Annotated in this window: 20 protein-coding genes and 1 other RNA gene; 6 read left to right on the top strand and 15 right to left on the bottom strand. The window is 63.1% G+C overall.

Features of this window, described 5'->3' with window-relative positions; all coding sequences use genetic code 11:
• Window positions 1-99: 99 nt before the first annotated feature.
• The 10 genes from OKW52_RS13815 to OKW52_RS13770 all read right to left on the bottom strand — a co-directional run bounded on the left by OKW52_RS13815 (window position 100) and on the right by OKW52_RS13770 (window position 8,326).
• Window positions 100-1,854 (bottom strand): acetolactate synthase 3 large subunit, encoded by a 1,755-nt coding sequence (locus tag OKW52_RS13815; protein ID WP_264506233.1) that lies wholly within the window; start codon window positions 1,852-1,854, stop codon window positions 100-102.
• 333 nt (window positions 1,855-2,187) lie between these two features.
• A complete protein-coding gene (locus OKW52_RS13810; RefSeq protein WP_264506232.1) occupies window positions 2,188-3,045 on the bottom strand; it encodes an arginyltransferase in 858 nt (285 codons plus the stop codon).
• 138 nt (window positions 3,046-3,183) lie between these two features.
• A complete protein-coding gene (locus tag OKW52_RS13805) occupies window positions 3,184-3,618 on the bottom strand; it encodes an RDD family protein (RefSeq protein WP_264506231.1) in 435 nt (144 codons plus the stop codon).
• Window positions 3,615-4,079 carry a YbaK/EbsC family protein gene (locus tag OKW52_RS13800; protein WP_264506230.1) on the bottom strand — a complete coding sequence of 155 codons (465 nt, stop codon included), beginning with the start codon at window positions 4,077-4,079 and terminating at the stop codon, window positions 3,615-3,617. The genes OKW52_RS13805 and OKW52_RS13800 overlap by 4 nt, the downstream gene beginning before the upstream one ends.
• Before the next feature lie 84 nt (window positions 4,080-4,163).
• Window positions 4,164-4,634, bottom strand: coding sequence for an SspB family protein (locus OKW52_RS13795; protein WP_264506229.1), 471 nt, complete (start codon window positions 4,632-4,634; stop codon window positions 4,164-4,166).
• 66 nt (window positions 4,635-4,700) lie between these two features.
• On the bottom strand, window positions 4,701-4,823 hold the full coding sequence (locus OKW52_RS13790) for a hypothetical protein (RefSeq protein ID WP_264506228.1): 123 nt from the start codon (window positions 4,821-4,823) through the stop codon (window positions 4,701-4,703).
• 13 nt (window positions 4,824-4,836) lie between these two features.
• Complete coding sequence (locus tag OKW52_RS13785) at window positions 4,837-5,418, bottom strand: DUF1194 domain-containing protein (protein WP_264506227.1); 582 nt, start codon at window positions 5,416-5,418, stop codon at window positions 4,837-4,839.
• 67 nt (window positions 5,419-5,485) lie between these two features.
• Window positions 5,486-6,241 (bottom strand): phytochelatin synthase family protein, encoded by a 756-nt coding sequence (locus tag OKW52_RS13780; RefSeq protein ID WP_264506226.1) that lies wholly within the window; start codon window positions 6,239-6,241, stop codon window positions 5,486-5,488.
• 120 nt (window positions 6,242-6,361) lie between these two features.
• Window positions 6,362-6,717, bottom strand: a transfer-messenger RNA (tmRNA) gene (gene ssrA, locus OKW52_RS13775).
• A 16-nt stretch (window positions 6,718-6,733) separates the two neighbouring features.
• Window positions 6,734-8,326: an ion transporter gene (locus OKW52_RS13770; RefSeq protein WP_264506225.1), complete on the bottom strand. Its 1,593-nt coding sequence runs from the start codon at window positions 8,324-8,326 to the stop codon at window positions 6,734-6,736.
• A 149-nt stretch (window positions 8,327-8,475) separates the two neighbouring features.
• Between OKW52_RS13770 and OKW52_RS13765 the strand changes: the two genes are divergently transcribed.
• The 5 genes from OKW52_RS13765 (at window position 8,476) to OKW52_RS13745 (ending at window position 13,998) form a co-directional block, all read left to right on the top strand.
• The gene (locus tag OKW52_RS13765; protein ID WP_264506224.1) at window positions 8,476-9,696 is read left to right on the top strand and encodes an aminotransferase class V-fold PLP-dependent enzyme; all 1,221 of its coding nucleotides are present in this window, start codon (window positions 8,476-8,478) and stop codon (window positions 9,694-9,696) included.
• Window positions 9,693-11,093 (top strand): cryptochrome/photolyase family protein, encoded by a 1,401-nt coding sequence (locus OKW52_RS13760; RefSeq protein WP_264506223.1) that lies wholly within the window; start codon window positions 9,693-9,695, stop codon window positions 11,091-11,093. Before OKW52_RS13765 ends, OKW52_RS13760 begins: the two co-directional genes overlap by 4 nt.
• 74 nt (window positions 11,094-11,167) lie before the next feature.
• On the top strand, window positions 11,168-12,379 hold the full coding sequence (locus tag OKW52_RS13755; protein WP_264506222.1) for an SAM-dependent methyltransferase: 1,212 nt from the start codon (window positions 11,168-11,170) through the stop codon (window positions 12,377-12,379).
• Window positions 12,380-12,410: 31 nt separating this feature from the next.
• Window positions 12,411-12,869: a TrgA family protein gene (locus tag OKW52_RS13750; protein WP_264506221.1), complete on the top strand. Its 459-nt coding sequence runs from the start codon at window positions 12,411-12,413 to the stop codon at window positions 12,867-12,869.
• Entirely contained in the window at window positions 12,859-13,998 is a 1,140-nt protein-coding gene (locus OKW52_RS13745) for an NUDIX domain-containing protein (protein WP_264506220.1), read from the top strand. The genes OKW52_RS13750 and OKW52_RS13745 overlap by 11 nt, the downstream gene beginning before the upstream one ends.
• Here OKW52_RS13745 and OKW52_RS13740 read toward each other — a convergent pair.
• The 3 genes from OKW52_RS13740 to OKW52_RS13730 are packed head-to-tail and all read right to left on the bottom strand — an operon-like array spanning window position 13,995 to window position 17,340.
• Window positions 13,995-15,200, bottom strand: a complete 1,206-nt coding sequence (locus OKW52_RS13740; RefSeq protein WP_264506219.1) for a multidrug effflux MFS transporter — start codon at window positions 15,198-15,200, stop codon at window positions 13,995-13,997. The two genes, OKW52_RS13745 and OKW52_RS13740, sit on opposite strands and share 4 nt — an antisense overlap.
• The gene (locus OKW52_RS13735; protein ID WP_264506218.1) at window positions 15,197-15,829 is read right to left on the bottom strand and encodes a DsbA family oxidoreductase; all 633 of its coding nucleotides are present in this window, start codon (window positions 15,827-15,829) and stop codon (window positions 15,197-15,199) included. The genes OKW52_RS13740 and OKW52_RS13735 overlap by 4 nt, the downstream gene beginning before the upstream one ends.
• Complete coding sequence (locus OKW52_RS13730) at window positions 15,826-17,340, bottom strand: class I adenylate-forming enzyme family protein (protein ID WP_264506217.1); 1,515 nt, start codon at window positions 17,338-17,340, stop codon at window positions 15,826-15,828. The genes OKW52_RS13735 and OKW52_RS13730 overlap by 4 nt, the downstream gene beginning before the upstream one ends.
• A 116-nt stretch (window positions 17,341-17,456) precedes the next feature.
• Here OKW52_RS13730 and OKW52_RS13725 point away from each other — a divergent pair, with 116 nt between their 5' ends.
• The gene (locus OKW52_RS13725; RefSeq protein ID WP_127109717.1) at window positions 17,457-18,080 is read left to right on the top strand and encodes a helix-turn-helix domain-containing protein; all 624 of its coding nucleotides are present in this window, start codon (window positions 17,457-17,459) and stop codon (window positions 18,078-18,080) included.
• An 18-nt stretch (window positions 18,081-18,098) separates the two neighbouring features.
• Here the strand turns inward: OKW52_RS13725 and OKW52_RS13720 are convergent, their stop codons facing one another.
• Window positions 18,099-18,221 (bottom strand): entericidin, encoded by a 123-nt coding sequence (locus OKW52_RS13720; protein WP_127109715.1) that lies wholly within the window; start codon window positions 18,219-18,221, stop codon window positions 18,099-18,101.
• On the bottom strand, window positions 18,218-19,882 hold the full coding sequence (locus tag OKW52_RS13715) for an extracellular solute-binding protein (protein ID WP_264506216.1): 1,665 nt from the start codon (window positions 19,880-19,882) through the stop codon (window positions 18,218-18,220). The genes OKW52_RS13720 and OKW52_RS13715 overlap by 4 nt, the downstream gene beginning before the upstream one ends.
• Window positions 19,883-20,322: the final 440 nt, after the last annotated feature.

Here is a 20,322-nt window from a genome sequence, read left to right as displayed (position 1 = left end):
ACCCTTCACTCTGTGCGGCGGGCAGATCGGCCGCGCCTGATAGATGTTTGACGTCGAGCAGGTCAGCGCGGTGTCCCGCGCCGACCCCGTGGCCCAGCCTCAGACCAGCGCGCCGCCGGCACCCTGGATGGCATTGCCGACATCGCCGTCGGGCAGCAGCATCTCGTTATGCGCATTGCCCGAGGGGATCATCGGCAGGCAGTTCTCGTGCTTTTCAACCATGCAATCCATGATCACCGGCCCATTGTAGGCCAGCATTTCCTTGATTGCCTCGTCCAGATCGTCAGGGTGATCGACGCGGATACCCTTGCAGCCAAAGGCCTCGGCCAGCTTGACGAAGTCAGGCAGGCTTTCGGACCAAGACTGCGAATACCGCTCGCCGTGCAGCAGTTGCTGCCATTGGCGAACCATCCCCAGACGCTCGTTGTTCAGGATGAACTGCTTGACCGGCGCGCGGAACTGAACCGCCGTGCCCATTTCCTGCATGTTCATCAGCCAAGACGCCTCACCGGCGACGTTGATCACCAGCGCGTCGGGATGCGCGATCTGCACACCGATCGAGGCGGGCAACCCGTAGCCCATCGTCCCCAGACCGCCCGACGTCATCCAGCGGTTCGGGCCGTCGAAGTTCAGGTATTGCGCGGCCCACATCTGGTGTTGGCCCACCTCGGTGGTGATGTAGCGATCATAGTCGCGGGTCAGCGCTTCGAGCCGTTGCAGCGCGTATTGCGGTTTGATGATCGGGCCTTCCTGACGGTAGGACAGACACTTAACCGCGCGCCATTCCTCGATCTGTTTCCACCACGCGGCCAGCGCCGGGGAGTTGGTCTTGCGACCGCGCGATTTCCAGATCTTGAGCAGGTCTTCCAGCACATGGCCGACATCGCCGATGATCGGCAGATCGACGCGGATCACCTTGTTCACTGATGACGGGTCGATGTCGATATGCACCTTGCGCGAGCCGGGGCTGAAGGCGTTGACGCGGCCAGTGATCCGGTCGTCAAAGCGCGCACCGATGTTCACCATCAGGTCACAATCATGCATTGCCATGTTGGCTTCATAAAGACCGTGCATGCCCAGCATGCCGATCCACATCTTGCCCTTGGCGGGATAGGCCCCCAGACCCATCAGGGTCGAGGTGACGGGAATCCCCGTGGCCTCGGCCAGTTCGGTCAGCAACTGACCGGCAGCCGGGCCCGAGTTGATCACGCCGCCGCCGGTGTAGAACACCGGGCGCTCGGCCACTTCCAGCATTTCGACCAGCTGGGTGATCGCCTCGATATCGCCCTTCACCTTGGGCGCGTAATGCGACGTGCGGGCCTTTTGCGGCGGGGTATAGGTGCCGTCGGCGAACTGGACGTCCTTGGGGATATCGACCAGAACTGGGCCGGGGCGGCCCGTGGTGGCGACATGGAAGGCCTGATGGATGGTCTCGGCCAGCTTGTCGGGATCCTTGACCAGCCAGTTGTGCTTGGTGCAGGGGCGGGTGATGCCGACGGTATCGGCCTCCTGGAACGCATCATTGCCGATCAGGAAGGTCGGCACCTGACCCGACAGCACGACCAGCGGGATGGAATCCATCAGCGCGTCGGTCATGCCGGTGACGGCATTGGTCGCGCCGGGGCCCGAGGTCACCAGAACAACGCCGGGTTTGCCGGTCGAGCGCGCATAGCCTTCGGCCATATGCGTCGCGCCCTGTTCGTGCCGCACGAGGATATGGCGGATCTCGTTTTGCTGGAACAGCTCATCATAAATCGGCAGCACGGCGCCGCCGGGATAGCCGAAGACAACCTCGACACCCTGGTCCTTAAGCGCCTGAACGACCATTTTCGCACCGGTCATCTGCTGGGACATGATCTTCTCCACCTCTATCTCGCGCCAGCCTTTGCCCCAGGCCAGCCAATTGGGCAACAAAAAACCCCCGGTCAGGGGGGCCATGGGGGTTGTTCGGTGCCGGTCTCAGACCGATCCGTTACCAACCCCAGAACTGATAAGTACCGCGTTCATCGCTGATCCTTTCGCTTCCGAGCGGACATTACGTGCGCCGCAGAGCAGCGTCAACAGGGAACGGCAGAGATTCCGGTCGCAAAACGGCGATTTTCTTTGCGAATATTGCCGCAACAGTCGATCTATCGCAATTTTCGGAAATCAGAGCGGATTTCAGGGAGGGCACTCCGACGAGTCCAGTCACCCGCGCCCGTTTTTCGACTCGGTCGGGGGCAAGGTGATCGCGGCCACCTGCTCGGTGATCGGGCGCACGGACAGCGGGTGCGGCTGGCGGCCATATTCCGCCGGATCGCCCAGTTCGCGCCATTCGCCATCGCGGTAAACCTCAAGCGCACCAAAGCTGGCCTTGTAAGCCATCTTGACGCTGCCCGGCACCCAATAGCCCAGATAGACGTAAGGAAGGCCCACCTGGCGGGCCAGCGCGACATGGTCGAGGATCATATACGTGCCCAAACCATCCTTGATCCGGTCAGGGTCATAAAAGGAATAGACCAGGCTCAACCCGTCTTCGAGAACATCGGTCAGGCAGACAGCGGCCAGCGTGCGACCCGAACCTTTGGTGCCGGGCGCGGGCTTTTCCGGCTTCTCGGTATACTCGATCACGCGTGAGCGGACCGGCGTTTCCTCGATCATCGCGGCGAATTCGAAGATGTCCATGTCCGCCATGCCACCATCGGCGTGGCGGCTGTCCAGATAGCGCCGGAACAGGCTGAACTGTTCGTCGGTTGCCCAGGGGCTCGTCGCCTCGCGGTTCAGGTGGCCGTTGCGCTTGAGGTTTCGGCGCTGGCTGCGCGAGGGCTCGAAATCGGCAACGCGAATGCGCGCCGACAGGCAGGCGGCGCATTCCGAGCACGCCGGCCGATAGAGCACATTCTGCGAGCGCCGGAAGCCCTGTTTGGACAAGGTATCATTGAGCGCGCGCGCGGAATCCCCGGTCAGAGCCGTGAACAGCTTTCGCTCGCTTTGCCCGGCCAGATAAGGGCAGGGCTGCGGCGCCGTTACGTAGAACTGCGGCGCTATGGGCAGCGTATGGCGCATGATGGGCGCCCGTCCTTCTGGCTGGCATGCAAATCAACAAAATGGCGGCACTGTCAGTTGCCGCACGACGGTAAGGTAACAAGGCTAACGCCATCCGCCAAGAGCTTGTGCAAGGGTTCTGCAAAGCTTTGGCGGGCATCAGTCTTCCATATATTTGTTGATGATCGTGGTTCCCAAGATCCAGTCATTCAACCCCTGCCGGTAGGGCGTGAGCATCATCATCGCGACCGAGCCGATCTGCGGCAGCACGAAGACCATCGACAGCGCGTACAGGATCGAATGCGTCAGGGCGATTTCACGGCTTGGGGCGCGACCATTGAGCTGGCGCAACTGGACCGAGGCAACCATCATCCCCAGCGTCGCGCCGTAGCGCGTCAGCATCACGGTGCGATAGGCGATGGCAATCGCGCTCCAGACCAGCGGAAAGATGAAGATCGCCAGAAACGCTGTGCCGATCAGCACCACCAGCATCAGCCCCAAGGTGACAATGAGGTCAATGACCCATGCCAACAGGCGCTTGGCGACGAGGTGATCGTAGAAGTCAGGGTTCTCGACCGGATCGGGCAGTCTCATGCGGTGAAATCCGCTTCTTGTGCGCCGCAGGCCATGAACAGCGCGCCCGGAGCGACGGCGAACACATGGTCGGGCGTTCCGGCAGCGGCATAGACGGTCTGGAAATCCTTGAGGCGGGGGTCGGCAAAGATTACCGGCGCGGTCAGATGACCCAGCGGCGAAACACCGCCAATGGCGAAGCCGGTAACTTTGCGCACGGTGCCGGCATCGGCGCGGTGCAGGGTTTCACCGGCGACCACGGCGGCCTTGTCGCCGTCCAACCGATTGCCGCCAGCGGTGAGGAACAGATAGATCACGCCGCTTTCGCCTTGAAAGATCAAGGACTTGGCAATCTGATCCAGTTCACAGCCACAGGCCTTGGCAGCGTCCTCAGCCGTGCGGCTGGCGCCTGGGTTCAGGATTTCGGCGACAAGCCCAATGTCGTCGATGGCTTTGGCGACGCGCGCCAGGGATTTGCTCATATCGTCCTCCAGTCCCGGCCAAGATGGGCAGAGACGGCCGCGGACTCAAGCCCGCGCGGGATGTTTGTGCAGCCGCACGGCGCCTTACTTGCGGAACTGGTCCAGGCTGACAACCTCACCGGCCTTGCGCGGCTCGGGGTCTGTGTCGGTATGGATCATCGGCGCTTCTTCGTCGTCGTCGTCATCCTCGTCATCATCATCAGAATGCGTCTCGAACTTGAGACCGAATTCGACCGACGGATCGACAAAGGTCGAGATGGCATCGAACGGGATATACAGCGGCTCGGGCTGGTTGCCAAAGTTGAGCGTGATGGCAAAGCCGTTTTCGTCAACCTCAAGGTTTTCAAACCAGTGCTGCACCACGATGGTGATCTCATCGGGATAGCGCGCGCGCAGCCAGTCGGCCATTGTCACGCCCGGATGCTGGGTGGTCAGGGTGATGAAGAAATGGTGCTCGCCGGGCAACCCGTCGGCACCGACTCGGGTCAGCACCTCGCGGATCAGGCTGCGCATGGCCTGATGCATCAGATTGCCATAGTCGATTCCGCGGTCCATGCCAGCCCTCGCTACCCTTCGGTTCCTTACGCGCAGCATAGGGTTTTCGTCGGCGATGAAAAGCCTTCAGCGCGTTTGCATGTGCAGAAAACCCGGCAGCCCGGCGAGCTGCGTCTGCTCAGGCTCTGGGTGAACGCTGTCCTCAAAGGCCACGGGAGGGATCAGCTCGCGCAGCAGTTTGTCGCGCATGGCGCGTTCAAAATCATCGTGTTGCTGGGCCGTTATGACGAGATCCGCCGGGTGTGACGACGTGGCGGCGGTAGAAATTGGTGATGCTTTGGCCGGTTGCCGCGCCCTCGATCGCCAGCCCGTTGATGGTGATTCCCCGCGCAAACGCAGCGCTGCGCTCGCGCCCGACGGTGAACCCCTCGTTCTCATCGCCGTCGCCGGACATGTCGATGACCCAATGCGCACAATCGGGCACCTGCGCGAACAGATCGACCGAGACCTGCATCGCATCGCCCACCGCCGTGTTGCCGCCTGCATGGGCACGGGTCATCCCGCTGATCCGGCCTGCCAGTCGGCTGACCTCGGCCGGTTCGGACAGGCGGGTCCAGGGCACCGAGACGCTTTGCTCCAGCGCGCCTGACCATTGCACCACTGCCAAAGCCACACGCCCGCGCAACAGCGCGTCGGCAACATCGGGGTCGCGCAGGGCATTGGCGACGCCCTGCGCCTGTAGCTGGAATTCATAGGCATCCACCGAGCCCGAGACATCCATCGCCAGAACCAGCGCGATGTCGCAGCCCCGCGCCGGATGCGCGAGCAGGGCTGCCAGGGTCAAGCACAGGATCCCTTTCATCACGCCAGCGTGGCACAGCACACTGGCACCCGACATCACGAAGCCGTGATTATCCCTGCGGCTGGATGATCACCAAGCCGCCGGTCTGTCCTTCAAGCACGCCCTGATCCGCCGGAGCAGGGCGCAACATCGCCTGCAACAGCACCGGAACGGGCGTCCAGTAGGGCGTGTACCAGTCCTGATCGACCTCCAGAATCAACACCCGGTCGCGCGCCGCATCATAGGCTCCGATGGGCGAGACATGCGGGCCGTCCCAGTCGCCGGTGACAACGCCCTGGTTGAAATAGACCAGCACGGCATCATCGGCGCTGGCCTCATTCGCAGCCAGTGCCGCGCGCAGCGCATCGAGGGTGGCGGCATCGTCGGTTGACGGGTGCATCGTGGTGACGCTGTAAGGCATCTCGCGCGCGGTAAAGGCGGCGGCGGTAAAGTCGGCAAGCTGGTCAAAGGTCACCCCATCGCCGCCTTCGGCGGACAGCTCGGCCCAAAGCGGAACGCCCGTCGCTTCCAGCAAATCCGGCTGCGACAGGATGGTGTCGGTGGCCAGCGCAGGCAGACCGGCCAGCCCGTTCACGGCAGCGGTCACGGCAGCGATCGAGCAGGCCGAGCTGGTGAACTGCGCGCGCGCAAACGGCGACAAGGCCCAGTAATCGGGCGCCGGAGCCTCGCGCAGATAGGCGCTGTCTGTGCTGAGCGGCACCGCATTCGGGCCGAGTTTGGGCAGTGCGTCCTCGGCCACAGCCGGCGAAGACAGCGCAACGAAAAGACCACACAACGAGGCCGCGAGCCGGGCGCGCAAGACCATGGGAACCTCATGGGAAAATGTGAGAAAAGGGGTCAGTGAGGCTGACGTTAGCAGCGGCACGACGCCAGTCAAACGGATTCACGCCATACGTGTCCCGGTGGCCTTGCATGAGGGGGAGGAAGTGCAGGCTTCTGTTGCCAGGTGCCTGCGGACCCCGCCTTACGCTGCTAGGCGCAAGGGCTTAAGTTCGGCGACTCGAACTGCTTACGCAGCCAGAGCCATTGCCGGAGCACGGTTGTCATTGGCAACTGTACGTTTTGCACCGGTAACGGTGGTAGCTCACCGAGACAAAGCAAACCCCTTTAGACGTTCGTCGATCCTGTTTCGGCCCCATGACCCGCCAATACGGGTGTTTGGTGGAGCCGCCGGGTACCGCCCCCGGGTCCGATCCGATTATTACGAGCGCGTTTATGTCCATAGATCCCGTTGCCGGGAACACCTTCTATATAGGGCCGGGCGCCGGGCATCTCAAGGGGGCTTTGTCGGGGCGGGTCAGTCGCGGTTCCTGGTCGGCTGACGCTCATCGCGCGCGCGGCGGATCGCTTCGGAAAAGGCACCCGCCAGCACGCCGGTCGGCAAGGCGATGATGCCAATGCCACACAACGCCGTCAGCGCGGCCAGACACCTGCCCAGCGGCGTGATCGGCACAACATCGCCGTAGCCCACCGTTGTCAGCGTCTCGACTGCCCACCACATCGCGCGCGGGATCGAGCCGAAGGCTTCGGGCTGCGCGTCGGCTTCGACCACGTAAAGCAGCGTCGCGGCGGCGAGCATCAGCGCGAGGGCGAGCATGGCGCTAAGCATCAGTTCGGTCGCGCGCGAGCGAAAAGCATCGAAGAGCAGGTTCAGCGCCCGGCTATAGCGCCCCAGCCGCGTCAGCCGCAGGATGCGGGTGATCTGCAACAAGCGAAACACCAGTGCCTCAAATCCGAAAGACGGCAGAAGAAAGGTCACCAGCACCGCCAGATCCACAAGGGCCGAAACCGAGACAAGATACGACCAGACGCTGCGCACCTTCGGATTCAGCGTGGCCACCCACACCCGTAGCAGAAACTCGACGGCAAAGAAGACAAAGAGCACAGCCTTGAGCGTGCCCATCGCCCAATCGTAGCGCCGGATGACATGGACCTCGGTTTCAACCACAGCCGCAACGATCAGCAGCAGAATGCCGGCGACAACGAGACGGTTGAAGAGCGACAGGCCCGGGCCTTCGCGCATCTCGGGATCGATGGCGGCAGAGATGCGGTGGCGCAAGGGTCGGGTCATGTGATCCGGCTGTATCGGGGTTACTCGCTCAGCGGGGTCAGACGCTGAACCGGCGGCAGGCGCAGATCGCGCATCCGGGGGGCGTTCGACAGGTTGCGCGTCATCGGGTGTACCGTTGCTGCGCTCGGACTCAAAGGTCCACAGTTCCATCAAGGCCGCGCGGGTATCATCGGTCCGGCCCCCGGCGATGCCGTTGGCAACGCGCACATGGTAGGACAGGAACCGCGCGCGGATGCGGGTGGGATAGCCGGTGTCGGCGGTAATCGCGAATTCTGCGTCGATCAGCCCTTGGGTCAGCATCGCCAGTGCCGGATTGCCCGAGGCCAGCGCCAGCGCCAGATTCATCCGTCGCACCGAGGCGATGAAATCGGCATCCGAAATGGCGAAATCCGACTGCTGGTCAATCTCGGCGCGCAGATCGGTGATATCGGCCTTGCGCAGCGTTGCCAGTTCGGCACAGCCCAGTTGCAGCTGGATGCGCGCTTCGGTCAGCAGGGGACGATGCGCGTTATCCTCGGCCCGGGTGGACAGCGCGATCAGCGCGGCGATCTGCTCGCCCGCGATCTCGGGGCTGGGGCGGGTGACGAAAGCCCCGCCACCGGCACCCCGGCGCGACGTGATCAGCCCGCGCGCGGTCAAGCGACCCAAGGCTTCACGCAGCGTGGGCCGCGAGACCTTGAAATGGGCACACAGATCCGCCTCGGATGGCAGGCGGTCGCCGGGGGCGTAATGGCCCGACACGATGTTGTCTTGCAAAAGCGTCGCGATGGCGCTCGCGCGGTCTGGGGCACGCCCATCACGGGCCGGAACGCTGCTCATACCATCAACCCACTGCTTTTGGTGCTTTTTTATTGTCTGGCAATAGGATGCCAGAGGCGCTTGCCACTGTCAATCGCAAGGCGAGTGCAACGCTCTCTGGTGGGCGGTTTGCGACACAGTTAGGCTGTCTCAAACGGAAAGGATTCGTTATGCAGCTGGATATGGATTTCGTGCGGGCGCAGTTCCCGGCTTTTGCCGAGCCATCGCTGGCGGGGCAGGCGTTTTTCGAGAATGCGGGCGGCAGTTATACCTGCAAACCGGTGATCGACCGGCTGACGCGGTTTTACCATCAACGCAAGGTGCAGCCGTACTATCCGTTCGAGGCCAGCCGCCTTGGCGGTGAGGAAATGGACGAAGCGCGCGGGCGTCTGGCGCTGATGCTGGGCGTGGCCACGGACGAGGTCAGCTTTGGCCCCTCGACCAGCGCGAATACCTATGTTCTGGCGCAGGCATTTCGGCAGCATCTGGCGCCCGGCGATGCGATCATCGTGACCAATCAGGACCACGAGGCCAACACCGGCCCGTGGCGGCGGCTGGCTGACGCGGGGATCGAGGTGCGCGAGTGGCAGATCGATCCGGCGACCGGGCATTTGCCGCTGGACCGGCTGCCTGAGCTGCTCAAAGGGGCAAAGCTGCTCTGCTTCCCGCATTGTTCGAACGTGGTTGGTGAGATCAACCCGGTGGCCGAGATCTGCGCGATGGCGCAGGCAGAGGGCGCCGCAACCTGCGTTGATGGGGTCAGCTACGCGCCGCATGGCTTTGCCGATGTCGGGGCGCTGGGGGCCGATATCTATCTGTTCTCTGCCTATAAAACCTATGGTCCGCATCAGGGCATCATGGTGATCCGCCGCCCGCTGGGCATGGCGCTGCCCAATCAGGGGCATTATTTCAACGGCGAGGTGCTCTACAAACGCTTCACCCCCGCCGGGCCGGACCACGCGCAGATCGCCGCTTGCGCTGGCATGGCCGATTACGTCGATGCGCTGGCCGAACACCACGGGGCCGGTGATCTGATCCCCAAGGCCCGCGCGGCGATGGTGCATGACCTGATGCGCGCGCATGAGGCGACAATCCTGCAGCCGTTGCTCGATTACCTTGGCACCCGAAATGAACTGCGCTTGCTGGGGCCGAAATCGGCGGTGCGGCGCGCGCCGACGGTCTCAGTCCAGGCGGGCGAGACTGGGCACGAGTTGGCACGGGCCTTGGCCGAGCAGGACGTGATGGTGGGCGGCGGCACGTTTTACGCCGACCGCGCGCTGCACGCGCAGGGGGTCGATCTGGACCGGGGTGTGCTGCGCATGAGCTTTGTGCATTACACCACCGCAGCCGAGGTTGACCAATTGATCGGCGCGCTAGATCGGGTGCTATGAAGCCCCTGATCCTTTGGTTCCGCCGCGACCTGCGGCTTGATGACAACCCGATGCTCGCCGCCGCTGCCGCGACGGGCCGACCGCTGATCCCCGTGTTCATCGCCGACCGGTCGGTGACCGGGATCGGTGCCGCGGCGCGCTGGCGGATGGGCGAGGCGGTCGAGAGTTTCGGCAAGCGTCTGGCCGGGCAGGGCTCGCGCCTGATCCTGCGGCGCGGGTCGGCACTGCCGGTGCTGCTGGAGCTGATCAGCCAGAGCGGTGCGGGCGGCGTCTGGTGGACGCGGCTTTACGATCCGTTCGCGCGCGAGCGCGACACCGACATCAAGGATCACCTGAAATCCCAAGGGCTTGAGGCGCGCAGCTTTCACGGGCACACCTTGGCAGAACCCTGGGATGTGGCCACGCAGACCGGTGGACCCTACAGGGTCTATACCCCGTTCTGGAAATCGCTTGATGCACAGGGTGTGGCAGAAGCGGTGCCAGCGCCCGAACGCCTTGTCGCGCCGTCCGACTGGCCGGGCAGCGAAGACCTGGCAGGCTGGCGGCTGGGTGCGGCCATGAACCGGGGCGCGCCGGTACTGGCCTCTCATGCCGTCGCCGGTGAGGCGGCAGCACGGGATCGGCTGGACCATTTTCTGGCTGAAACCGTGCAAAGCTACCGGAGCGACCGCGACTTTCCAGCGTTGAAGGCGGTCTCGGGCCTGTCGGAGAACCTGACCTATGGCGAGATCGGCCCGCGCCGGATCTGGCACGCCGCCAAGGGATTTTCCGGCGAGGGTGCAACGCATTTTCGCAAGGAACTGGCATGGCGCGACTTTGCCCATCACCTGATGTTCCACACGCCGCATTTGCTGGACAGCAATTGGCGCGACGAATGGAACGGGTTCGCGTGGCAGGGCGACACGGCGAGCGCCGAGCGATGGCGCCGCGGCCTGACCGGCGAGCCCTTCGTGGATGCCGGACTGCGCGAGATGTTCGTCACAGGCACGATGCACAACCGCGTACGCATGATTGTCGCCAGTTATCTGACCAAACATCTGATGACGGACTGGAAAATCGGTCTGGACTGGTTCGCCGAGAGTCTGACCGACTGGGACCCTGCGTCAAACGCGATGGGGTGGCAATGGGTGGCGGGTTCCGGCCCCGATGCCGCACCGTATTTTCGCGTTTTCAACCCCGCCACTCAGGCCGAAAAATTCGATAAATCAGCGACGTATCGCAAAACGTACATCGCCGAACTCAGTGCAAAGCCCGGCAAGACTGCTCTGTCGTACTTCGATGCCGTGCCGCGCAGTTGGGGTCTGGACCCGGCAAAACCCTATCCCGATCCGCTGATCACCCTGTCCAAGGGCCGCGAACGTGCGCTCGCGGCTTACGAGTCGTTGCGGAAAGGTTAAAATTCTGGTTTGACCGCTCATCCATCTTGGCTAGTCTTTCGTAAAGAAAGGAAGAACTTAGCACAGGGGGGATCATGGACATCCTGACCACGACACAAGGGCAAAGCGGTTTGCCGCGGTATTTCAAACCGGTTTTCGCCCAACTTGGCCGGATGACCTATGGACGGCTGGATGTGATCCTGCCCGACGGTCGCCGCTTTCGCGCGCAGGGACCAAAGGCCGGACAGGCCGTCGAGGTCACGGTACACAATCCCGACGCCTTCGCGCGACTGATCCGCGAAGGCGATCTGGGCTTTGCCGATGCCTATCTGGAAGGCTGGTGGTCCACGCCGGACCTGCAGGCGCTGATGGACGTGATCTTCACCGACAATCCGGCCTTGCTGGACGAATTCACCGGCATGGCCTTGGTGCGTGCCTATGAGCGCGTGCGGCACTGGCTGCGCGGAAACTCGAAGACGCAGGCACGCAAGAACATCGCGCATCACTATGATTTGGGGAATGAATTTTATTCGCTGTGGCTGGATGACAGCATGACCTATTCCTCGGCCCTGTTCAAAACCGGGCAGGAAAGTCTGGAGCGCGCGCAGGAGCAGAAATACGCAGCCCTTGTGGACTCGCTCGAGCTGAAGCCCGGCGATCACGTGCTGGAAATCGGCTGCGGCTGGGGCGGGTTTGCCGAATACGCGGCGGGCAAGCGGGGGCTGAAGGTCACGGGTCTGACGATCAGCAAGGCGCAGCACGATTACGCCGTGGCCCGGATGGAGCGGGCGGGACTGTCCGACAAGGTCGAAATCAAGATGCAGGACTACCGCGACGAACAAGGCCTGTACGATGGCATCGCCTCGATCGAGATGTTCGAAGCGGTGGGCGAAGCCTATTGGCCGACGTATTTCGACGCGGTGCGCGGACGGCTCAAAGCGGGGGCAAAGGCGACGATTCAGGTCATCACGGTGCCGGATGAGCGCTTTAACCTCTACAAAAAGAATGTTGATTTCATTCAGAAATATATCTTCCCAGGCGGCATGCTGATCTCGCCTGCACGCTTCACACAAGAGGCGCAGCGCGCCGGGCTTGCGTTCCTGTCCTCCATCGAGTTTGGCGAAAGTTACAGCCAGACACTGCGTCGTTGGCACGAAACCTTTACCCAGACGTGGGACAAGATCCATGCCATGGGCTATGACGAACGCTTCCGGCGGATGTGGGACTATTACCTCACCTCTTGCGCTGGCGCGTTTCACACGGGTATCTGTGGCGTGACCCAGATCACCCTGCGCCGCCCGGCCTGATCCCAGCGCGCGCCGCACAGACGGAGGCGCGATGTTCACGCTTATCAGGCCCTTGGCCGGTCTTCTGCTGGCCGTTTTCGCGGGCTATTGCGCAACGGTCTATGAACCGCTCTACCGGCCAGACGCCAATCTGGGCAATTTTCCGATCTGGGCGGCGGCGATCGCATTCGTTGTCGGCTGGGTCTTTCTGGGTGGCCGGATAGGGCGGGCCTTGTGGTTTTCGATCTATGTCGGTGTGCAGTCGGTCGGCCTTGCTGCGCTGACCATCGGCGCCGTGATGGGCGTCCGTGAGGTGTTCATCCTAGGCTATCGCCGACGCTATCCTGAGGTCATGGATGCCATCAACGGGTATTTTGACATTCTGGCCGACTGGTTCGGCAAGGCGCTCGACCGGGATTTTCTGATCCTGTTGGGGGCCGGCGGTGTCGTTTTGGGCCTTGTCCTGCATGCACTGATGAGCGCGCTCGAAAGGCGACGGAATGACCGATAAGCCCTTGTTCCTGTTCGGAACACTTCAACATGAACCCCTCTACGCCGCCGTTGCCGGCTCGGCGCTGACTGCCCAAAGCGCCGATCTGGCCGACCATGCGGTGCGCCATGCCGTCGACGCCCATGGCGATGTGCAGGTGTTTCCGCTGTGCGTGGCCCAGCCGGGTCAGGTGACCAAAGGGCTGTTGATCCGCCCGGATGCTGCCGCCCGCGCGCGGCTGGATGCGTATGAGCAGCTGTTCGACTATGTGCCCTCGGCCATCCGCGTCGCGGCGAGCTCCGGCAGGGTCGAGGCGCTGATTTATCAGCCCCATCCCGGTCGCTTTACAGCCGGTGAAGGCTGGTCACTGGATCGCTGGGCCGCGAAGCACGGCGCGCTCACAACTGAGATTGCGGCCGATATGATGGCCCTGCTGTGCGAGGCGTCACCCGCTCAGGTGCGCCACCATATCAGCATGCTCGCCGCTCGTGTTGCCAGTCGCAGGCGTGCCAAGGCCGCCCCGCCCGAAGCGACCCTGCGTCGAGCCGCGCACCCAGACGACGTGAAGATCGTGCGCTATCACACGCCCTACACGTGGTTTTTCGGCGTCGAGGAAGCGGACATGCAGTACCGTCGGTTTGACGGCACGCTCAGCGACACGATCAACCGGGCAGGCTTTGTGATGGCAGACGCCGTGACCGTGATGCCGTATGATCCCGTTCGCGACACCGTCATGCTGGTCGAACAATTCCGCTTTGGCCCCTATGTTCGTGGTGATCAGAATCCCTGGCTGCTGGAACCCATCGCCGGGCGCATCGACGCGGGCGAAGCGCCTGAAGAGGCCGCACGCCGCGAATCCGTCGAAGAGGCGCATCTGGAGATGCGCGCCATGCACAAGGTCGGGCAATATTACGTCAGCCCGGGCGCGGTCAGCGAGTACCTGTTTTCGTATATCGGCATCGCAGACCTGCCTGACAGCGTGCAAGGCGTGCACGGGCTGGCCAGCGAGAACGAGAATATTCGCTCGCACGTCATCCCGTTCGACCGTCTCATGGCGCTGATTGACAGCGGTGAGGTGTCGAACGGGCCGTTGATCATCACAGCACAATGGCTCGCGCTGAACCGTGAGCGGCTGCGCGCCGGGGCTTAATCCGCGCGCAGCTGGCGGGCCCAGATCATGCAGGCCGAGGCCAGCACAAGGCAGAGCAGGGACGAGACCGCCAGTGGGACTGGTGTGCCGTTCATGAAGGTCGCCGCCGTCGCTGCCAGCAGCGCCGAGATCACCGTCGAGAACCCGCCAACGACCGACGCGGCCATGCCCGCAACATGGCCCATCGGCTCAAGCACCAGCGCGTTCAGGTTGCCGATCAGGAAACCGATCGAGAAGAACTGCATCAGCATGAACAGGATGAACAGCTCGAACCCCCAGTCCCCCAGCGGGTACTGAAAGCCGATCAGCGCGATCACGCTGATGGCAATCTGCCAGGTCAACGCAATCGCCACCATCCGCCGCATCCCGACCTTGACCACCAGCCGCGCGTTGATCAGGCTGGCCGGGGCCGACAGGATCGCAACAAAGGCGAACCACGCGGGGAATTGCGCGGTGCGGTCAAAGCTCTGCTCGAAGATCGCCGCGACGCCGCTGATCCAGCACAGCATCGTGGTGAACACAAAGGTCAGTGCCAACAGGTACAGCCGCACAAGCGAATGGCCCAGCACCGTCTTGAGCGCCAGCCATAGCGGGGCGATGGCCAGCGGGCGGCGGTTCTCGGCGCTCAGCGTTTCGGGTTGGCGCAGCAAAAGCCAGAGGCCGGACACCGTGCCAAAAGCCATGAAGCTCCAGAAAATCGCGCGCCAGCCGAACAGCGCGCCCAATTCGGCCCCCATGAACGGGGCGATGGCGGGAACCAGCGTGAAGACGGTCATCGAGAAAGACACGACCCGCGCCATCATCCGGCCCGAATAGAGATCGCGCACCAAGGCCTGACTGACCACACGCGGCGCCGCAGCGCCAAAGCCCTGCAGGAAGCGTGCGACCAGCAGCATGGTGATGTCTTGCGAAGTCGCGGCAATGGCGGCTGCGATCATGTAAAGGACGATCCCGCACAGGATGACGGTCTTGCGGCCCAGGCGGTCTGACAGCGGCCCCATGATAAAGGTGCCCGTGCCCAGACCGATCATGAAAACGGTAATGACCTGCTGCGCCTGCGCCATCGAGCCTTGGGCAAGCTCCTCGCTGATCGGGGTCAGCAGCGGGAGCATGGCGTCGACGGAATACGCGACGGTGGCCATCAGCAGCGCAAGAAGGCCGATAAACTCGGGGAACGGTAGCGTCTTTGTCGGAGGGGTCATGCAGCCGCCAATTGATCGAGGATGTTGAGCCAGGTGTCGACCGGCTGCGCGCCGTTCAGCACGTATTGGCGGCCCAGAATGAAGGCTGGTACACCTTGCAACCCACGCGCGCGGATGTCGGCGTCACGGGCGCGGATGTCATCGGCATCGGCGTCGCTGTCAAGCAAGCGCGCGGTGACGGCGCGGTCCATACCCGCGCGCTCGGCGATGTCGAGCAGGGTATCACGCTCGCCAATGTCGCGGCCTTCGGCGAAATTGGCGCGGAAGAGGGCGCTGACCACGGCGTTCTGGTGCCCCTCAAGCCCGGCCCAATGGATCAGCCGCTGCGCGTTCAGCGTCGACGGGTTGCGCTCCATCTTTTCCAGTTCCAGCGGCAGGCCCAGTTCTTCGCAGGCCTGCACGATGGGAAGATGCACGCGCACCACTTCATCGGGCGGGCCGAATTTGGCCTGCAGGTATTCGCGCCGGTCCATACCTTCGGGCGGCATGGTGGGGTTCAGCATGAACGGGTGCCATTCGATGATCAGCGGATGGTCAGGGCGCTGTTCCAGCGCGCGCTCAAGCCGGGCTTTGCCGATATAGCACCACGGGCAGACGGGATCAGAGAAAATGTCGAGTTTGGTGCTCATGGCGTGTATCCTTCGCGCAGCGCGCGGCGATTGATCTTGTTGTTGGCACCCTTGGGCAGGGCGTCGAGCGGGACGAACTGGTGCGGCTGCTTGTAGCGCGCAAGGTTGTGATGCGCATGACGGACGATGGACTGCACATCGGGATCGGGCGTGGTCGGCACGTAATACAGCACGATGATCGAGAGCGTGGGACTGACCTGTGCCTCGATCGCAGCCGTTTCGACGATCTCGGGATGGGCGTTCATCGCCTTTTCCACCTCGAGCGGCGAGACACGGAAACCGCCCGCGTTCATCATGTCATCGTCGCGGCCGAGATAGTGGATCCCGCCGTTACTATCCATGCTTACTGTATCCCCGGTTACAAACCACTCGCCGGTAAATTTGGCGGCGGTTTCATCGGGTTGTCCCCAGTAGCCCAGAAACAGCCCGGGGTCGTCGCGACCCACGGCCATGACGCCCCCCTGATCGCGCGCAACGGGCTGGCCGTCTTCACCCAGCACGGCCACCTTGCGACCCGGCTGCGGATAACCCGAGGCACCGTCAAGCGCCGGGCGGTCGGGCGAGGCCGAGATATAGGTCGAGACTTCGGACATCCCCAGTGCCTCGAAAATCGGCGTACCGGTGGCCTCGGTCCAGCTTTGGCGGGTCTGCTCGGGCAGTTTCTCGCCCGCTGACAACCCGTGGCGCAGCTTGGGCATCGTCAGGATCTTCTCGCGCAGCATCTGCCGGTAAACACCCGGAGCAGCCGCAAAGATCGTGGCATCGAAGCGCTTGAGCAGAAGCGGCAGTTGCGGGACGTGGACCAGTTTGTTGGGGATCAGCGCCGTCGCGCCCATTGCCCAAGGGTCCATCAACCCGGTGCCCAGCGTATAGGTCCAGTTGAACGCACCGGCGTGCATCAACCGGTCGTCCGCTTTCAGTCCGTACCACCCCGCCCACATCATCCGCCGCGCCCAGACGGCGCGATGCGCATGCATGACGGCGCGGGGGTTGCCCGAGGTGCCAGAGGTGAAGATCAGATAGGCCAGCCGGTCAGGGTCGCCCATCGCCCAGTCACAGGGCGCGTTGCGCCGCCAGTGGTGCAGCGTCTCGGAGGGGATCACCAGCGCGTCGCCCTCGGGCAGCGCGATTTCGGGCGCGGCAATCACGGCGGCGGGGGTGATCTGGCGGGCCATCACCGTAATCTCGGCGGCCGTCAGTTGCGACGAGGTCGGCACCGGCACCAGGCCAACGGCAATCGCGCCCAAGAAAGCCAGCGGGAAATCCACCGTGTTGCCCAGCCGCAAAAGCACCCGGTCGCCGGGCTGCAAGCCGCTTTCCAGCAGTCCCGTGCCAATCCCGCGCACGGCCTTGGTCAGCGCGTCATACGACCACCGTTCGGCCCCGGTCAGACCAACGATCTGCAACGCGATCTTGTCGGGCGTCAGTTGCCCTGCGGCCAACACATAGGCCGCCAGATTGAACGGAGCGGGGCAGGGGTCGAAAGGACCTGAATCAATTAACGCGTGCATGAAATCGAGCTAACCTCGCAAACCGCCGGGGGCAAGGGGCAGCGTACACAGATCACGATGGCTCGACAAATCCGTGATTTTGGCGCAGAAGGCGGCTCCGCAACGGTAAGGCCATCATGAGCGATCTGACCAACCCCTCGATCATCCGTATCGCCCGCGCCGATGGCGAAGAGGCGCTGGCGTCCCCCATCGATCTGGCCGAGCGCGTGCGCAATTTGCGCAAGGACCGTGGCTGGACGCTGGAGCAGGCCGCGCAGGCAGCCGGTCTGGCGCGCTCGACCCTGTCCAAGATCGAAAACGGCCAGATGTCGCCGACCTATGACGGGCTCAAGAAGCTGGCCGAAGGGCTGGGGATCACCGTCCCGCAGCTGTTCACCCCGCCGCGCCATGCCGCCCCCGGGGGCCGCATGACCATGACCCGTGCGGGTGAGGGCGAAGCGCATGTGACCACCACCTATGAGCACGAGCTGCTCTCGGGCGGGCTGACGCGCAAGGCGATGCTGCCCTACCGCGCGACGGTCCATGCCCGCGCGTTCGAGGATTTCAACGGCTGGGTGCGCCATGATGGCGAAGAGTTTCTCTATGTGCTGACCGGTCAGATCCGGCTGTTTACCGAATTCTACGCGCCCATCGACATGAAGCGCGGCGACAGCGCCTATTACGACGCGTCGATGGGGCACAATGTGGTCAGCCTGAGCCCTGAGGATGCAACAATCCTGTGGGTCACATCGCTGGATTGAACGGCGCAGATCAGGCGCTCAGCGCCCGATCCAGCCGCGCACGATATTGGCACCGCCAGAGATGTCTGCACCGACACCCTCAACCGTATTGCAGGCGGTGAGCGTGAGCAGCGCGAGCACCAGTGTTAGTGTCTTGGTCATTCCTGATACCACCATACCTCGGGCATGAAGCCGGTCCAGTCACCGTATATCGGCAAATGTTGCGGAAAGTGCAAGGTTCGTGACGCCGCCAATCGGCTGACCGGCGAAAACCAGAAGGGAATCGCATAGCGACCGGCCATCAGCACGCGGTCCAGCGCGCGCACGGCAGCAGTGAAGTCTTCAGTGGTCTGCGAGGACAACATGGTCTCGATCAGGGCATCGACAGCGGGCTGATCCACCCCCGCCCAATTGCGCGAGCCGGGCTGTGTCACCCCCTGCGAGCCCCAGTACAACACCTGTTCATTGCCCGGCGACAGCGACATCAGCCGCTGCGTATAGGTCATGTCGAAGTTGTATTCGTTGGTCCGCTGCACATATTGCGCGGAATCGATCAGCGACACGCGGGCATTGATCCCCAGATTGTGCAGCGCACCGATGAAACTGGCCGCTGCGGTCTGGATCTCGGTCTGACCCTGCAACAGCAGGATCTCGAGGTCGAACGCCTGCCCCTGTTCATTGCGTAACACGCCCTGCGCATCCGCGTGCCAACCGGCGTCGTTGAGAAGACGCGCTGCCGCCCGCAGATTGCGCCGGTTCGAGCGCCCGTCGCTGACCGGCAGGGTATAACCGTCGATCGCACCGGGGGGCAGGCTGTCGGCATAGGGGGCCAGCAGGGCGGCGACACGCCCCTCGGCCGGGCCGGGTTGCAAGCCCAGGACCGAGTTGCCGAAATACGATGTGATGCGGGGTTCGGCGCCGTCGTTGATGGTGGTGTTGATCTGCTCGAAATCGAAGGCAGAGATCAGCGCCTGACGGACGCGCCAGTCGGCAAAGATCGGGCGGCGGGTGTTGAAGTAAAAGCCAGACATTCCCGAGGGGCGTTCATGCGGGATCTCGATCTGCTGCATCCGGCCATCGGTCATGGCGGGAAAGTCATAGCTGTCGCGCCAACGCGCCGCGTTCGGCTCGCGCCAGACCGAGATCACCCCGGCCTTGAATCCCTCGAAGGCAACCGAGAGATCGCTGTAATACTCGTAGCGGATCTCTTGCAGATTATACTGCCCCCGAAACAGCGGCAGGTCATTGCCCCACCAGTCTGCCACGCGCTCAAAGGTAATCGAACGACCCGGATCGACCCGCGAGACAACATAGGGCCCCGAGCCGATCACCGGCTGAAGCGAGCTGTCGGCAAAGCTTCGCCCACCGGCGGTCACATCAAATTGAGCCCGCTGCACGATGGGTCGCAGACCCAGAATCAGCGGCATCTCGCGGTCCGGTTCGGTGAAGGTCAGGCGCAGGGTTCGGGGACCGGTGGCCTCCATCGTGGCGACCTTGGTCCAGGCGTTGCGATAGCGGGGGTGGCCCTCAAGCCCCATGGTCTCGAAGGACCACATCACATCATCGAGCGTGACGGGGCTGCCATCCGAGAATCGGATGCCGTCGCGCAGGGTAAAGTCGACGTAAGAGCGGGCCGAATCGGTCTCGACCGTTTCGGCCAGTGCGCCATAAAGCGCGAAGGGTTCATCATAGCTACGGCCCAGAAGACTCTGAACCGTCAGCAAGTTGACGCCCCAGGGGGCCGAGCCGCGCAAGATGAACGGATTGAGCGAATCGAAGCCGCCGACTTCGGCCAAAACGATCTCGTCCGCCCTGTGGCGCATCGGGGTTCACATAGGGGAGGGACGCGAAATCTTGTGGTAGGGCAGGCTCACCATACATAGCGATACCATGCGTGACCGGCGTCTGCGCCCCGGCGGTGGCCTGTAGGCAGATCACTGTTACAGTAGTGAGTATTGAGAAAAACGACCGGTACGAGCACTGAATCAGGGTCATGGCGGAAACAATCCTTTCGGCTGTTGGGCCCGCTTTCTGACTAAACCGCCCGCTAAGCCACTGCAAACTTTAAGCTTGGATAGATCTGAACAAAGGGCTATAAGTGTCTCACTGCTCGATAGGTTTCTTGCCTGTATGAAACCTGCCTCAACGACTGACGCCCGCCTTGCGCGGGCGTTTTTTTCGTTCTGGCCATCGCATCGTCGAAGTCTATGTTCCGCATGCAGCACACTGCCCTGGCCGACACTGGGGCTCATCAAGCGCCAAG

The organism is Pararhodobacter zhoushanensis, from assembly GCF_025949695.1.
Taxonomy (GTDB): Bacteria; Pseudomonadota; Alphaproteobacteria; order Rhodobacterales; family Rhodobacteraceae; genus Pararhodobacter; species Pararhodobacter zhoushanensis_A.
This window is presented reverse-complemented; position numbering and strand designations above follow the sequence as displayed.

What these genes read in the sequence shown, in the direction of transcription:
- OKW52_RS13770 (WP_264506225.1), bottom strand. Translation starts at nt 8,326, where the DNA reads ATGAGCAGCGTTCCGGCCCGTGATGGGCGTGCCCCAGACCGCGCGAGC.
- OKW52_RS13815 (WP_264506233.1), bottom strand. Translation starts at nt 1,854, where the DNA reads ATGTCCCAGCAGATGACCGGTGCGAAAATGGTCGTTCAGGCGCTTAAG.
- OKW52_RS13755 (WP_264506222.1), top strand. Translation starts at nt 11,168, where the DNA reads ATGGACATCCTGACCACGACACAAGGGCAAAGCGGTTTGCCGCGGTAT.
- OKW52_RS13750 (WP_264506221.1), top strand. Translation starts at nt 12,411, where the DNA reads ATGTTCACGCTTATCAGGCCCTTGGCCGGTCTTCTGCTGGCCGTTTTC.
- OKW52_RS13780 (WP_264506226.1), bottom strand. Translation starts at nt 6,241, where the DNA reads ATGGTCTTGCGCGCCCGGCTCGCGGCCTCGTTGTGTGGTCTTTTCGTT.
- OKW52_RS13790 (WP_264506228.1), bottom strand. Translation starts at nt 4,823, where the DNA reads ATGCGCGACAAACTGCTGCGCGAGCTGATCCCTCCCGTGGCCTTTGAG.
- OKW52_RS13720 (WP_127109715.1), bottom strand. Translation starts at nt 18,221, where the DNA reads ATGACCAAGACACTAACACTGGTGCTCGCGCTGCTCACGCTCACCGCC.
- OKW52_RS13745 (WP_264506220.1), top strand. Translation starts at nt 12,859, where the DNA reads ATGACCGATAAGCCCTTGTTCCTGTTCGGAACACTTCAACATGAACCC.
- OKW52_RS13725 (WP_127109717.1), top strand. Translation starts at nt 17,457, where the DNA reads ATGAGCGATCTGACCAACCCCTCGATCATCCGTATCGCCCGCGCCGAT.
- OKW52_RS13730 (WP_264506217.1), bottom strand. Translation starts at nt 17,340, where the DNA reads ATGCACGCGTTAATTGATTCAGGTCCTTTCGACCCCTGCCCCGCTCCG.
- OKW52_RS13715 (WP_264506216.1), bottom strand. Translation starts at nt 19,882, where the DNA reads ATGCGCCACAGGGCGGACGAGATCGTTTTGGCCGAAGTCGGCGGCTTC.
- OKW52_RS13800 (WP_264506230.1), bottom strand. Translation starts at nt 4,079, where the DNA reads ATGAGCAAATCCCTGGCGCGCGTCGCCAAAGCCATCGACGACATTGGG.
- OKW52_RS13810 (WP_264506232.1), bottom strand. Translation starts at nt 3,045, where the DNA reads ATGCGCCATACGCTGCCCATAGCGCCGCAGTTCTACGTAACGGCGCCG.
- OKW52_RS13760 (WP_264506223.1), top strand. Translation starts at nt 9,693, where the DNA reads ATGAAGCCCCTGATCCTTTGGTTCCGCCGCGACCTGCGGCTTGATGAC.
- OKW52_RS13740 (WP_264506219.1), bottom strand. Translation starts at nt 15,200, where the DNA reads ATGACCCCTCCGACAAAGACGCTACCGTTCCCCGAGTTTATCGGCCTT.
- OKW52_RS13765 (WP_264506224.1), top strand. Translation starts at nt 8,476, where the DNA reads ATGCAGCTGGATATGGATTTCGTGCGGGCGCAGTTCCCGGCTTTTGCC.
- OKW52_RS13795 (WP_264506229.1), bottom strand. Translation starts at nt 4,634, where the DNA reads ATGGACCGCGGAATCGACTATGGCAATCTGATGCATCAGGCCATGCGC.
- OKW52_RS13805 (WP_264506231.1), bottom strand. Translation starts at nt 3,618, where the DNA reads ATGAGACTGCCCGATCCGGTCGAGAACCCTGACTTCTACGATCACCTC.
- OKW52_RS13735 (WP_264506218.1), bottom strand. Translation starts at nt 15,829, where the DNA reads ATGAGCACCAAACTCGACATTTTCTCTGATCCCGTCTGCCCGTGGTGC.